This is a genomic window from Indolivaga capnocytophagoides DSM 22835, from assembly GCF_000426485.1.
In the GTDB taxonomy this organism is placed as follows: Bacteria; Bacteroidota; Bacteroidia; order Bacteroidales; family Dysgonomonadaceae; genus Dysgonomonas_A; species Dysgonomonas_A capnocytophagoides.
In genome coordinates, this window is the sequence record NZ_AUFL01000010.1 from 1 (window position 1) to 14345 (window position 14345).

The 14345-nt window shown below is 39.3% G+C and carries 10 protein-coding genes and 1 pseudogene; 10 read left to right on the top strand and 1 reads right to left on the bottom strand.

Annotated features, from left to right (window positions below):
- The 3 genes and pseudogenes from K322_RS18630 to K322_RS18635 all read left to right on the top strand — a co-directional run.
- A partial coding sequence (locus K322_RS18630) for a hypothetical protein (protein WP_035331402.1) occupies positions 1-369 on the top strand: 369 nt, incomplete at its 5' end.
- 743 nt (positions 370-1112) lie between these two features.
- Positions 1113-4610, top strand: a complete 3498-nt coding sequence (locus K322_RS0105015) for a glycosyltransferase family 117 protein (protein ID WP_026625896.1) — start codon at positions 1113-1115, stop codon at positions 4608-4610.
- Positions 4611-4762: 152 nt separating this feature from the next.
- Positions 4763-5374 (top strand): annotated as a pseudogene (locus K322_RS18635) (polysaccharide deacetylase family protein); the annotation flags it as partial.
- A gap of 28 nt (positions 5375-5402) precedes the next feature.
- Here the strand turns inward: K322_RS18635 and K322_RS0105025 are convergent.
- Positions 5403-6623, bottom strand: coding sequence for an S-adenosylmethionine:tRNA ribosyltransferase-isomerase (locus K322_RS0105025; RefSeq protein ID WP_026625897.1), 1221 nt, complete (start codon positions 6621-6623; stop codon positions 5403-5405).
- Positions 6624-6765: 142 nt separating this feature from the next.
- Between K322_RS0105025 and K322_RS0105030 the strand changes: the two genes are divergently transcribed.
- The 7 genes from K322_RS0105030 to K322_RS0105060 all read left to right on the top strand — a co-directional run bounded on the left by K322_RS0105030 (position 6766) and on the right by K322_RS0105060 (position 14176).
- Positions 6766-7812 (top strand): DUF2027 domain-containing protein, encoded by a 1047-nt coding sequence (locus tag K322_RS0105030; protein WP_026625898.1) that lies wholly within the window; start codon positions 6766-6768, stop codon positions 7810-7812.
- A gap of 34 nt (positions 7813-7846) precedes the next feature.
- Complete coding sequence (locus tag K322_RS0105035) at positions 7847-8431, top strand: LEA type 2 family protein (RefSeq protein WP_026625899.1); 585 nt, start codon at positions 7847-7849, stop codon at positions 8429-8431.
- A gap of 119 nt (positions 8432-8550) precedes the next feature.
- Positions 8551-8898 (top strand): translation initiation factor, encoded by a 348-nt coding sequence (locus K322_RS0105040; RefSeq protein ID WP_026625900.1) that lies wholly within the window; start codon positions 8551-8553, stop codon positions 8896-8898.
- Positions 8876-12127: a UvrD-helicase domain-containing protein gene (locus tag K322_RS0105045; protein WP_026625901.1), complete on the top strand. Its 3252-nt coding sequence runs from the start codon at positions 8876-8878 to the stop codon at positions 12125-12127. Before K322_RS0105040 ends, K322_RS0105045 begins: the two co-directional genes overlap by 23 nt.
- A gap of 36 nt (positions 12128-12163) precedes the next feature.
- On the top strand, positions 12164-12802 hold the full coding sequence (locus K322_RS0105050) for a tetratricopeptide repeat protein (protein ID WP_026625902.1): 639 nt from the start codon (positions 12164-12166) through the stop codon (positions 12800-12802).
- Positions 12799-13593, top strand: coding sequence for a polymorphic toxin type 23 domain-containing protein (locus tag K322_RS0105055; protein ID WP_026625903.1), 795 nt, complete (start codon positions 12799-12801; stop codon positions 13591-13593). The genes K322_RS0105050 and K322_RS0105055 overlap by 4 nt, the downstream gene beginning before the upstream one ends.
- Position 13594: 1 nt before the next feature.
- Complete coding sequence (locus K322_RS0105060) at positions 13595-14176, top strand: hypothetical protein (protein ID WP_026625904.1); 582 nt, start codon at positions 13595-13597, stop codon at positions 14174-14176.
- Positions 14177-14345 lie beyond the last annotated feature (169 nt).

Sequence of the window (14345 nt, forward strand, 5' to 3'; positions counted from 1 at the left end):
GAACGTCTGTCTCAGAAAGCACGTCAGATACTCAAACAGAGAATAGAACAGGGACGTACAGTTACTACAACCCGCTATAAATATGCAGTGGATGAGTATGGAGAATTGTATCTGACCGGAAAAACCGTAACGATGAAAGAATACTCTCCGGATGAAAAGACCCTCAAAATGGCGATATCCAAAGAAAGCGACATCAACAATAAAGAGAAAAAAATTCTTTTGCAACTAAAGGAAGAAGAACGTATTTTACAGCAAGAGCTGGAAGACCAATTATGGGAAGAGGAAAGAGAGAGAAAGTATCAAAAGTGGCTGCGTGAATCAGAAGGACAAAAACCAGTGGAACAGCAGACCTGCGAAAATGAAGTCTGATAACTTATTTTATTGTCACTTTTGTAACCTTTTTCAATGAATCGAAAATTATAATACTAATTAATAATTGTACCGATAAAATCGTTCTTTTAAGTTGAGCTATTTTTCTAATACACCCTCCCGGACTTGTTTTTCATTTTGCCTTGATGCAAAACGAAACAAAAAATCAAAGCTGCGCCTTCATCCCGAGGGTCACAGATCCTTTTGTAGGCTGGCGCAATCGAAGTTGTGCGTTAGCCAAGGCGCATACAGAGGTGAAGCCGTAATCTGACCCGTGAAACGGGCGTTTAAACTAAATGCTGTTTGAGCTCGTAGAGCGAGTTTTATTTAGTTTCGTCCGTGAACGTTGTCAGATAGACAGAGCCTCGAAACGCCAAAGACTTTTTGATTCCTTTTGGGGCTTTGGTCAAAAGGAATACAAGCAATCTATGATTGCGCGTAGTAGAAAAAGAACATTTTTCAACTGCTGCTTCGAAATTAATAGTAATCGAGCTGTTATTATACATTAACTTAGTAACTTTTGTAACCTTTTCGAGTTTATATAAAATGAGATGTTTTAAAGTAGCAACCGTCTGTTGTTGTATTGCTTTACAAAAGCAATAATCGGTCTGAGACCTTAAAAAAGAATAATGAAACTATTTAGTTCCATCCAATTAACTATCTTTGCACATTGATTATAAAAGAGGAAGTTACATTTTGGGTATTTTAGAGAGAATATCCGAGCTAATTATCTAATCCAGAATATGAAGAGATATAACTTAGTCAATAATGTCTTTGGATGGTTAAGTTTTGCAATCGCTGCTGTTGTTTACCTGATGACTATAGAGCCAACAGCGAGTTTTTGGGATTGCGGCGAGTTTATAACATCAGCATATAAATTTGAGGTAGGACACCCTCCCGGTGCTCCTTTCTTTATGTTGACCGGTAAATTTTTCACCTTATTTGCTTCAGATCCGTCTCAGGTAGCTAAGATGGTCAATTCGATGTCAGCATTGCTTAGTGCTCTTACTATTCTTTTCTTATTTTGGACAATAACCCATCTGGCAAAGAAACTGATCTACACCGACTCATCAAAAGAAATGACTTTGGGTCAAATGATCACTATTATCGGTTCGGGTCTTGTAGGTGCATTAGTATATACATTCTCTGATACATTTTGGTTTTCGGCTGTCGAAGGCGAGGTTTACGCTTATTCTTCGATGTTTACGGCTCTTGTTTTCTGGCTTATTCTAAAATGGGAGAACAGGGCGGATCAACCGGGATCGGATAAATGGCTGGTACTTATCGCTTATATGATGGGGCTTTCGATAGGCGTTCACTTATTGAACCTGCTTTGTATCCCTGCGATCGTTCTTGTATATTATTTCAAAAAAGTAGAGAGTCCTAATTTCAAAGGAATATTATTGGCTTTGGCCGGATCTTTGGGTTTGATCGTTGTACTAATGTACGGTGTTATTCCCGGGTTTACAAAAGTCGGAGGACAAGTTGAACTTTTCTTTGTTAATACATTAGGCTTATCATATAACTCCGGTGTATTCACATACCTTATTATATTATTGGCATCCATTGCTTGGGGACTGTTCGAAACATTGTCAGCAAAAGGAAATCTGAAAAGAGCCAAGATTGCATTTGTGTTGAGTATGGCTCTTTCGGGAATTACCTTCATCGGATCAGGATGGGTGTTATGGATTATTCTGCTTGGCGGATTGATTGCATTTTGTGTGAAAAGCAAGAAGGTTACTTTCCGTATGGTAAATACTTCGCTGTTGTGTCTGCTGGTGATTTTAATCGGGTATTCATCGTTTGCGATTATTCCGATCCGTTCTACAGCAAATACACCAATGGATCAGAATTCACCGGAAGATGTATTTTCTCTGACTGATTACCTGAACCGTGAACAATATGGCGATTCTCCTTTGTTTTACGGCCGTACTTATGCTTCTGATGTGAAAAGAGACTACAACGGTAGAGCCGTTGAAGCTTCGAAGAAAAAGAAATACGATAAAATAGTTAAGAAATCTCCGGATGAAAAAGACCGCTATTTTGTAGCAAGTGAGTCTCCGACGTATGATTATACAAATACGATGTTCTTTCCCCGTATGTACTCCGATGAATCCCGCCATATGAGTGGTTACCGGAATTGGGGAGGAGTGACTGATCCTAAAATTCCGCCGACATTTTTCCAGAATATCCAATACTTGTTCTCTTACCAGATCAATTTTATGTACTGGAGATATTTTATGTGGAACTTCTCAGGTCGTCAGAATGATGTTGCGTCATCAGGAGGTATCAGCAACGGTAACTGGATAACAGGTATCAGCTTTATCGACGAACATGTTTTAGGTCTTGGGCCTCAGGATAATCTACCGCCGGATATAGCCAATAACAAAGGACATAATGTATTTTATATGATGCCTCTGATACTTGGTATTATAGGTTTAGTGTATCAGCTGTCGAGAGGAAAGAGAGGTGAACAGCAGTTATGGGTAACCTTTATGTTATTCTTTATGACCGGGCTTGCCATTGTTCTTTATTTGAATCAGAAACCATATGAACCTCGTGAACGTGATTATGCTTATGCCGGATCGTTCTATGCGTTTAGTATCTGGATCGGTTTAGGTATAGCAGGATTGTGGCACTTGGCAAAACGGTATCTGCCCGAAACAGCCGCCGCTGCTGTGGTATCTGTTATCGGACTTATCGTTCCTGTACAAATGGCTTCGCAGACATGGGACGACCACGATCGCTCGGGACGTTATACTATGCGTGATTTCGGGATGAATTATCTGCGTAGTATAGCCAAAGATGGTATTGTATTTACCAATGGTGATAATGATACGTTCCCTTTATGGTATGCACAGGAGGTTGAAGGTTTCCGTACCGATGTCCGCGTGACCAATCTCAGCTATTTGCAAACAGACTGGTATGTGGATCAGATGCGCCGTCAGGCATATGATTCTCCAGCTCTTCCTATCGAATGGGATAAATCTCACTACATTGGAGATAAAGGACAATATGCTTACGTTATCACAAAAGAACAGATAGAAGCTTATCTTAAACAGCAACTGAGTCAGGGTTCGGGTAACTCATGGATGGATAAACTCGGGAATGAGCAGAATATAGATCTTTCGGCTTATTACGATAAGAGTGTATTTACAGATACTGTTCCTTTGGAAGAGTTGATGAATACATTGAGAACAAACTTCAGTTATGTACCGAAAAATCCGTTTATTCAAAGTAACGATGAATTAGTGGTTCCGGGTAACCTTCTTTATATGAAAGTTGATACCAGCAAGGTTGACTGGAAAACATTAAACGCAAAACCGCTTCCTTATATGTTTATCAATCTTGGAGGCAAGAGCGTTGTGTATCGTCAGGAATTGATGATCATGGAAATGCTGAGCAATATCAATAAGGGTAATTGGGAGCGCCCTATCTATTTTGCGACAACTGTCGGCACAGATATGTATATGAACATGCAGGATAAGAACTTCTCTCTTGAGGGAATGGCTTACAGGATAACCCCCGGAGTTGTAAGTGAGACCGGAGTAAATACAGAGGTAGCTTACGATAACATGGTGAATAAATTTAAGTGGGGAGGTATCGAAAATCCGAAAGTGTATCTGGATGAAAACAATATGCGTACCTGCAAAACATTCAGATTGATGTTCAGCCAATTGATCTCAGCTCTAATTACCGAAGGCAAGAACGAGAAAGCTTTATCGGCTCTTGATTACTGTATCAAAGTTATTCCTGCTGCAACAGTGCCTATGGGTGGAGAATCGATATCGTTTATTGATTTCTATTACAAGCTGGGACAACCCGAAAAAGCAGAGAATATCAGAAAGATTATTGAAGACAGAGCAGAGCAATCCCTGAATTGGTATAGCCGTCTGAATCCGGAACAAATGAATAACAGTACTGCTGATATTCGTGAATATTACGACAACCTGCTCCGTATAGCGATGGTATATCAGCAAAACGGAATGATGGATAAATACAAATCAATGGTAGAAAGACTGCAGGGATATGTGCAGAAATATTACCAGAACAGGGCTTCAACCCTTGGTAACTATGCCTTGAAAAATCTGACAGATGTTTCTATCCGCGGATATTATATTGCAGAACATGATTCGCAAAATCAGAAGCTCGAAGAAGAGCTTTCACGCAAATCGATGCAGTTAATGCAGCAATATAGTCCGGCTTTATTACAAGAATATGCTGCGCGAAGCAACGAATAACAAAAAATTGCATCTATGTATAAGGGTTGGGTAATTTCCGCCCTTATACAAGGTGTTTTTTATTAGTAATAAGCAGTTATGATTGAATGTAATAGATTGTTGCTGCAATACATAAAGAAATAATAAAAGGGTCTGTGACTCTAAATTAAACAATGTTTATAGAGCAACCACCGTTTATTTACAGGCTTCTCTTTCCAGGAGGGATATGGAGAATGCCAAGTAAAGAAGAAAAAGTAATATATATCACATTTGATGATGGTCCCATTCCCGAGATCACTCCTTGGGTACTTGATGTATTAGACCAATATAATATAAAAGCTACATTTTTTTGTGTAGGAGATAATGTGAGAAAGCACCCCGAAGAGTATGCCGAAGTACTTAGACGGGGGCATAGTGTAGGTAACCATACCTTCAACCACATACAGGGATTAAAAACCCGTACGGCGAATTATATGAAGAATGCCGAATTGGCATCTCAGTATATAGATTCTCCTCTTTTCCGTCCGCCGCATGGACACCTGCGTCTTCCTCAGTTTTTCAGATTAAAGAAAAACTACCATATTATTTTGTGGGACGTTGTGACACGTGATTACAGCAAACGTATGACCCCCGAGCAGGTATTGGACAATGTTAAAGACTATACCCGCAATGGATCGGTTATTGTATTTCACGACTCATTGAAAGCCGAGAAAAATATGAAATATGCCTTGCCTTTGGCTATTGAATGGCTAAAGGAGCAGGGATATGTTTTTAAAACCATTGAAGAAGGCTTAGCTCAATACGACCATGAAACTATCGAAGCAATAGTGACGAATCACCATAACTCAGAAAACGATAATCGTGAGTTAGCGCGTGATTATAGATAGTCTTCCAGTCGCCTTTTACAAAAGCCGAAACCAATAATAAAAGAGTGCTCTGCGGCTGATGAAAGTTAGTGACTATACCGGTCACGATCTTAAACTCATAGCCCGGAGCTATTATTATTTGCGTATCTGCCAAAAGCACCTTCAAAGAATTTTCCGCAAGGTAGTCTAAAATATTCCGGAGAGCCTTATCTTTTGTGATAAGATTTTGTGAAGAATCATATGGCTGCCATTGATCTACTTTCAGATGCTCTGGATTAGGATTCGTTTCGAGCCCTGCACCGATGTAAAACAGGCTTTCGAGGGTTCTTACCGAAGTAGTCCCTACTGCAATAATGTTTCCCTGATGCGATAAAAGATGCTCTATGGTCTCTTTTCGTACGGATATAAATTCGGAGTGCATCTCATGATCATTGATCGTGTCGCTTTTTACCGGCTTGAAAGTTCCTGCTCCCACGTGCAGTGTTACTTCATCTGTCTTGATTCCCTTATCCTTTAAGTTGGTAAAAACTCGTTCAGTGAAGTGTAATCCGGCTGTCGGTGCAGCCACCGAGCCTTTTATCTTCGAATATACTGTTTGATAAGTTGCCTTGTCTTTTTCTTCCGTGTTCCGATTCAGATAAGGAGGAATCGGTAGTTCTCCGCATATATCGAGTATATCGGCAAAAGTAAATCTTTTATCATCCCACGAAAATTCTACAATATGGGTATTTCCTGCCGAGTGGATTCTTTTAGCTGTTATGTGCAAAGTGTCTCCTTTGATTATGACTTCTTTGGTCAGTTCTCCTTCTTTCCATTTCTTAAGATTGCCGATCATGCAATGCCATGAACATTTATCAGTCGTTTGGAATATGAGGTTGTAATCGTGAGGAAAGTATGGATCAAGACAAAAGATCTCGATCTGTGCTCCTGTTGATTTCTGAAAGTACATCCTAGCCTGAATCACTTTCGTGTTATTGAATACCATCAAACTATCTGAAGGAAGAAAATCAGTAATAGAAATGAAGTTGCTGTCGGTGATTTGGTTATTCTTATATACGAGCAGTTGCGAACTATCTCTTTCTTCTAAAGGATATTTTGCAATGCGGTTATCCGGAAGATCATAGGTGAAATCTTTGATATGTATGTGACGTGGGTCGGAATTGTTCATCTGAAAGTATATCGAATTGTTATATTTCCTAAACACACAAAGTGTATCTGGTTCTACTCTTTTTTTATCCGTCAAAATTACTCAACTTTGCACAGATATGAAAGGCTTCAACCATAAGCCTTCTCTTTAATATACATATATTATGAAAATAGGAGATAAAGTACGCTTTCTGAATACAACAGGGGGTGGTATTGTAAAAGGATTTCAGGGTAAAGATATAGTTGTAATAGATGATGACGGGTTTGATACTCAGGTGCTTATTCGTGAATGTGTAGTAATAGAGCCTGCAAATGATACTCAGGTGCGTCAATCTGTAAAGCCTCAAAATGTAACTGAACCAACGAGGACAGTTTATCAGGAAAAGCCGGAACAAGATGTTCCCGTTACAGAAACAAAGGAAGGAGAACTTATTACTGCCTGTCTTGCATATCTGCCTCTTGATGAAAAGAATTTATCGACCTCCTCGTACGAATGTTATCTCGTGAATGACAGTAATTATTTCTTGAGTTATAACTACATGAGCCGTGCAGAGAAAGGTTGGATAAGCCGTGCTGCCGGTACGATAGAACCGAACACGAAGGTTTTTTTAGAGGAATTCGATAAAACTGATCTGAATGATTTGGAAAAGGTATGTGTACAGTTTATTGCATTCAAGAAGGATAAGCCTTTCAGCTTGAAAAATACCTGCTCGACTGAAATCCGGATAGATACCGTGAAATTTTATAAACTGCATAGTTTCAGGGAAAATGACTTTTTCGATGAAAATGCAATCATCTATTATCTGATGAAAAAGGATGTTTCGGAAAAAGCAATGTCTATAGAACCAGAGGTTATTGCAGAGGCTATGTTCGAAAAGAAACAGTCTGAACGCCCACGTATCCAGGCGGCAAAGAAGAAAGAAAGTTCTCCCATTATCGAGGTTGACCTTCATATAGATGAGCTGATAGATACTACTGCCGGATTAGAAGCTTCCGATATTCTGGACTATCAATTGACCAAGTTCAGGGAAGTGATGGATGAAAATAAGTCGAAACGAGGTCAGAAGATTGTATTTATCCATGGTAAAGGCGAAGGTGTTCTGAAAAAGTCTATTCTGGATGAGCTCAAAAACAAATATAAGAATACTTATATTCAAGATGCTTCGTTTCGTGAATACGGTTTCGGTGCAACTATGGTAACGATTAAATAAATGTCTTGCACCCTATTACTCAAAACAACTAAATATGAATAAAAAAATCTTGGGATTAGTACTGCTTGTTTCAGTGCTTCTTACATCTTGCGGAGTTGGTAATGATCTTACCAGCGCATATAATATTACTCAATGTGAGTATAAATATAAAAATATAGCTAATCTGAACGTGTCGGGAATGAATTTATCAAATGGCATTTCTCCGACTTATGTGCCGAAGTTACTTGCTGTCTTAGGTGGAACGGCTTCTTCCATTCCTATGAATTTTACATTAAATCTGGATGTGAAGAATCCCAATGCAACAGTGGCAGCATTGAATGGACTTCAATATATAATCAGCATTGATGATGTTCAGTTTACAACCGGACAGGTCAATCAAGCTTTGAATATTGCAGGAGGAGCATCTCAGACGCTTCCGTTGAATATCGGTGTAGATTTAGCGACATTGATGTCGGGGAATTCTAAAACTGCGGTTCAAAATATCGCAAAGAATTTCATTGGGATAGGTTCGGATAAATCTAATGTGACAGTACAGATCAAGCCTACATTTATGGTTGGCGGACGTGCTATTACATCTCCAATGTATATACCGGTAAGTTTTACTTTCGGAGGAAAGTAAGGTTTCTGAGTTTTCTGTTCAAACCAGAATAACTTTTATAGGATATCGCAAGGCGCACATTTCGTACGCCTTGCTTTTTTTACTATTTTTGACTTTAAAGAAATTCACTGTTTTCAGATATGAAAAAAGATAACGACTGGAAAGAAAGGCTCAATGTGGTGTATTCGACCAATCCCGATTTCAGCTACGAATCGGAAGAGGAAGAAGAGCAATCGACTTTGCCTAAAGAAAAGCAATCGCTTCGTATAGAGTTGGATAAGCGTAACCGAAAGGGAAAATCGGTAACCCTTATTACTAATTTTATCGGAACTGATGATGACTTGCAGGATTTAGCCAAATTTCTGAAAACCCGTTGTGGGGTAGGAGGATCGGCTCGAGATGGCGAAATTCTGCTTCAAGGAGATTTCCGCCAGAAAGTATTAGACCTATTGCAGAAAGAAGGCTATGCCAAATCACGTGTCATCTGATAAGGCAAATCTGATAGTATATAAAGCATCTGCCGGATCGGGAAAAACCCACCGATTGACGGCGGAGTACTTGTCGTTGCTCTTTGCTTCGCCCTTTGCCTACAAACACATACTTGCCGTAACCTTTACCAATAAGGCCACGGAAGAAATGAAATCGAGAATCATTGATGAGCTCGCAAATTTGGCTTCGGGTCGAGATTCGGATTATACCAAAGACTTGTCGAAAGAATACGGCAAAGCAGAAGATGCAATAAGAGAGCAGGCTAGAAAAATACTGATTAGCATTCTTCACGATTATTCTTCTTTCTCAATCAGTACGATAGACCGGTTTTTTCAGCAGACCATGCGGGTATTTACCCGTGAAATAGGTCTTGGCGGAGGATATAATGTAGAGCTGGATACGGGTCGTGTACTGGGCGAAGCCATAGACACGATGTTATATGATTTGGAGCGTTCGGAAAACGAACAGCTTTTGGATTGGCTCATTCGTTTTTCGGAAGAGAAGATCGAAAGTGGCGGCACATGGAATATCCGAAACGATATACAGGATCTTTCGTCCGAAATATTTAAGGAAAGCTACAAAGCCTTCAGCGACCAGATACAAGCTGATATAGCCAATAAGGGATTATTGGACGATTATAAGAAAATGCTGCTTGCATATATTCGCCAGTTCGAAAAGGAATCAAAAGAGATTGGCGAAAAGGCTATGAATATTATGTTGCGCTGCGATCTTCAGCCATTCGATTTTATTCGGGGAAAAACATCTCCTTTTGTCAGTTTCCTGAGGTGGGCAAGTGGGGAAATAAAAGCACCTACAGCTACTTTTTCGAAATTGGTCAATGATGTGTCGGCTTGGTACGCAAAAACAGCTCCGGCTGATGTCAAAAGTAAAATCGAAGGAGCTTATGACAGCGGATTAAATGAATGTGTCTGTCGTATAACCGAACTTTACAATAATTCGGTCACTTATCAGACTGCCAGCGAAATTAACCGTTATTTTTTCACTTTGGGTATTTTGGGTGATGTGGATAAGAATGTCCGCAGTTATGCCGCCGAGAATAACATTATGCTGATTTCCGATACTACCGAACTGCTTAATAAGATTATTCAGGGAACAGATAGCCCTTTTATCTATGAAAAGGTTGGTACTCGGGTAGAACATTATATGATTGATGAGTTTCAGGACACATCAGGCATGCAGTGGGCAAATTTTTTGCCATTGGTAAAAGACAGTTTATCAGCAGGAAATAAAAACCTGATAGTAGGAGACGTAAAGCAAAGTATTTATCGCTGGCGCAACTCCGATTGGAAGTTGTTGGATGAACAGTTGGATATCGATTTCAAGTCGAATGGTATTCATCACGAATCATTAGACACTAATTGGCGGAGTGATAAGAATATTATAGATTTCAATAATTCGATTTTCGAAACAGGATCAACTCTTCTTCAGAATCTGTATAATGAAAGTCTCGAAGAGATAACTGTCAGTTCATCTTTGGCATCTTTTTATACAAAGATCAAAAAGGCATACGAAGACTCGTATCAGCATCTGCCCGAGAAGAAGAAAGACTCGACAGGACATGTTTCTATTGAGTTTATCAATACCGAAGAAAATTCCAACTGGCAGGCTTATGCTTTGGAGCAGCTTCCTCAAACAATAGAGACGCTGCAAGACAAAGGATATGATTTGAGGGATATAGCCATATTGGTACGTACAAAGAAAGAAGGTGCAGATGCTGCCAACTGTCTGCTTGAATATAAAAGCAAAAACCCCGGAAGTAAGTATAAATATGATATTATATCGGACGAGGCACTGTTTATCCGTAATTCGAAAAGTATAAAATTGGTAGTGTCTTTGCTGAAGTATCTTCGTAATTCTTCGGATTCTACCCTGCGGACTCTGGCTATATACGAATATTATAAGTTTAAAGACCAGTTGACTCCTGAAGAAACTATCCGTTCTCATTTTTCGGCATCGGGAGATTTTCCGGAAGATGTAATTGATAATCTTAACCGGATAAAGGAACTTCCTTTGTATGAAATGACCGAGGAGATATTCAATCTTTTTAAAGATGCGATGGAAGCTAATGAGAATATATATATACAGGCTTTTCTGGATATGGTTCTCGATTTTTCGGTGAAGAAATCATCCGATCTGGATTCGTTTCTCCAATGGTGGGACGAGACCGGACAAGGTAAGACCATATTTACTCCCGATGGACAGGATGCCATACGTATTATGACTATTCATAAATCGAAAGGGCTTGGCTTTCCGGTCGTAATTATGCCGTTTTGTAACTGGGATATAGATCATAAGCTCACAACTATACTTTGGTGCCAGCCAAAGATGGAACCTTTCGACCTGCTGCATCTTGTTCCGGTCAGGTATTCGCAAAAGCTGAGTAACACGATTTTCGCGTATGACTATCTGGAAGAAAAGCTGCATGCCTTTATTGATAATCTCAATGTATTATATGTCGCATTTACCAGGGCAAAAAATGATCTGATTATATTTTCACCGAAGCCGAAAGAAAAAGCTAAGGGCATCGGTAATATATCGTCCCTGCTTTGGGCTTGCTGTCATTCGACTGCGGAGCAACAAGGTGAAAAAATATTTATCGATCTGAGTAGCTCCATGGATGATGAAAATAACCGATTGGAGCTGGGTGAATCTTCGTGCTCTTTTATTAAGAAGGCGGAAGATGTTGAAAGTGAAGTTAGTATAGGAATACTAGAAAGTATACCCTTTGATAACCGATTAAAACTCAGGTTAAATAATAAATACTTCTTTACAGACCAGGGACAGCGGGAATACGGAACGCTTATGCATGAGATTGTAAGCAATGTAACCTCTCTGAATGAGCTTGATAAAGTGATCGAAAAATATCGATTAGCAGGGGTGATAACTACTGAAGAGAAGATCCGTGTATCGGGATTATTGCATGAGTATCTGTCAGTCCCGAAAATTTCGGAATGGTATTCGGGCAATTATAAAGTACTGAATGAAGTGCAGATACTACAACCTAATGGTACTTTTATCCGACCCGACAGAGTGATGATAAAAGGCTCCGAAGTAATTGTCATTGACTATAAGTTCGGAGAAAAAGAAGAAAAAAAATACTTAAAACAGGTAAAAAATTACATGACCCAAATCAAAAAAATGGGATATACCGCCGTAAAAGGGTATATTTGTTATATTGTATTAAGTAAAGTTATAGAGATTGAGTAACTTACGAGTTACAAATCATAAAAGCACTAATTAGGGATGATAAGAACACTCATTATAAGTATATTCATTTTTTCGGGCAGTTTGATCTATGCCCAAACTCCGCAATCTTTGACTTCTGCCGATTGGGTGAAAATCGCTGATGAGAAACTGTCCACTGGTGACTTTTCGGGTGCTATATTCGGATATGAAGTTGCCGTAAAAATGGACTCTCTCAATAGTGAAGCATTTCGAAAATGGGGTAGTGTTCTTACTCATACTGCTGTATTGGAAGATAATCAGGAGCAATTTGATGAAGGTCTCGGCAAGTTTGAAACTGCGGTTCGCTTAAATCCCACAAGAGCAAATAACTATTACGAATGGGGTAATGCTTTGTTGAAGAAAGGCAGACACGAAGAAAATCTTAAATTATATAAGAAAGAAATATTAGAAAAGTTCACAGCTGCAGAGGCTTTGTCCGATCAGGTGGGTGCATATTGTATTGCATCATTTTATGCTCTGATTAAAGATAAAAAGAATAGCCTTAAATGGCTGGATGCTACTTTATCAAACAATTATTCGACAAAAGACAGCCGCATAAACCGCCGATTGCTCGAACATGATCCTAATCTGAGCAATGTAAGAGAAGACAGTAATTTCAAAAAATTGATAGATACTTACTTTCCGCTTCCTCAATGATACGGTTATTACTGATTGTCGTAGTGGGTAATATTATATCTTCCGTTTTCGGGCAGAGAATGACTCATCGTAACGATTTTACATCCCTCTATATTCTGGATAGGGATCGGCACAATAATTTTGAAATATCTGCATCGTTGGTCGCTGTTTTTACTACAGGAGCAGCCGACCGTAATGGCTTTCGGATAGGAGGAGGGTTGTCTGCCTCAAAAACGATAGGCAACTGGACATTCTCTGCCGGATTGGATGCTTATAAAGCTCTCAGTCGATTTGGTCTTGGGACGACCTATGCAGGTATTATTTACGATACACCCAAGACCGCAGCATCTTATTATCTGAATAAATATCATCAGGGAGAAAAGCAGATGTCGGGTATCGTGGGGGTACGTATCAGAGACTTCGAGATAAAGTTCGAAGATGATATCTTATCACTGCCTTTTACCGGATTCAGAGTATATGACCGCTATCGTACAGCTGCGCTCGAACTCCGATACAGACAATTCTTGCTGGGTATGAATGTATATACTTCTGAACCGGATGGATTGACGGACGCTTCACTGTATAACAGAAAAGGAGTGTATAAAGAAGGAAATCAGATATCAAGCCCTCTTTATTTGGGATATACCGATAAAAATCTGATGGTACGATACGGATGGAACAGCAATTTGGGTGGATATATAGGACAGAATAGCTGGCACAGATCGCTGTTTGATACGGGTGACTTCAAATCGGGAGATTATCGCAATCAATTTCTGCAAGTGGGGACATATAAGCCATATAGCCTTTATTGATATGAAAAATATACTTTTTCTGTTTCCGATTACTTTACTGCTGATGGCTGGCTGTGTTTCGGTGCGACCTTCCGATTTTATCTATTTCTATGATCGAAAAGATACAGGGCTATCTTCACGAATAAATATTGATGGTTATTACGTGTCGGAAAGAGAATGTGACTCTGCCTTCTTTTCAGTATTTATGTTTTATCCCGATGGCTTATTTACTATTGCAACAACCAGTAATGCCGATCTTGTTGCTGAATGTTTTTCAACAGGAGGTAAATCTAAAATATGTCAGTATCCATCGTGGGGTACTTATCGGCTTATCGGTGATACAATTAAAACACAGACGGTAATAGTCGAGGGGATGGCTTCGAGCTGTATTTTTCGTGATTATCTGATTCTTCCGGATGGAAGTATTATTAATCTCAGTGATTATGTAAACCCCGATAAAAGTAAACTGATGTATATGCGGAATTATCCATCTTTTCGAACCAATCAATGTGCTGCTCCTGCCCGCTTTTATCCTATTACGGAAAAGCGGAAGAAGACTGATTGTCCTTATTTGTCTAAAGAATGGTTCTCTTCTGATAAGTAGAAATTTATCCCTTGGTGATATGGTTTGTCTATCAATGATAGGTTTTATTAATGTGAAAATGGAGAGATGTTTACCGGATTTCGAACAATCTAGCATGGTTATTGCAACAAACTGTGATAGCCGGATGTTAATTTGGTGAATTAAGTAATAGTAGTAGGATTTTATACTT

Excerpts from the sequence above, each read along its gene's own strand:
- K322_RS0105030 (WP_026625898.1), top strand. The coding sequence starts at position 6,766 with ATGAAAATAGGAGATAAAGTACGCTTTCTGAATACAACAGGGGGTGGT.
- K322_RS0105045 (WP_026625901.1), top strand. The coding sequence starts at position 8,876 with ATGCCAAATCACGTGTCATCTGATAAGGCAAATCTGATAGTATATAAA.
- K322_RS0105060 (WP_026625904.1), top strand. The coding sequence starts at position 13,595 with ATGAAAAATATACTTTTTCTGTTTCCGATTACTTTACTGCTGATGGCT.
- K322_RS0105040 (WP_026625900.1), top strand. The coding sequence starts at position 8,551 with ATGAAAAAAGATAACGACTGGAAAGAAAGGCTCAATGTGGTGTATTCG.
- K322_RS0105015 (WP_026625896.1), top strand. The coding sequence starts at position 1,113 with ATGAAGAGATATAACTTAGTCAATAATGTCTTTGGATGGTTAAGTTTT.
- K322_RS0105050 (WP_026625902.1), top strand. The coding sequence starts at position 12,164 with ATGATAAGAACACTCATTATAAGTATATTCATTTTTTCGGGCAGTTTG.
- K322_RS0105035 (WP_026625899.1), top strand. The coding sequence starts at position 7,847 with ATGAATAAAAAAATCTTGGGATTAGTACTGCTTGTTTCAGTGCTTCTT.
- K322_RS0105055 (WP_026625903.1), top strand. The coding sequence starts at position 12,799 with ATGATACGGTTATTACTGATTGTCGTAGTGGGTAATATTATATCTTCC.
- K322_RS0105025 (WP_026625897.1), bottom strand. The coding sequence starts at position 6,623 with ATGAACAATTCCGACCCACGTCACATACATATCAAAGATTTCACCTAT.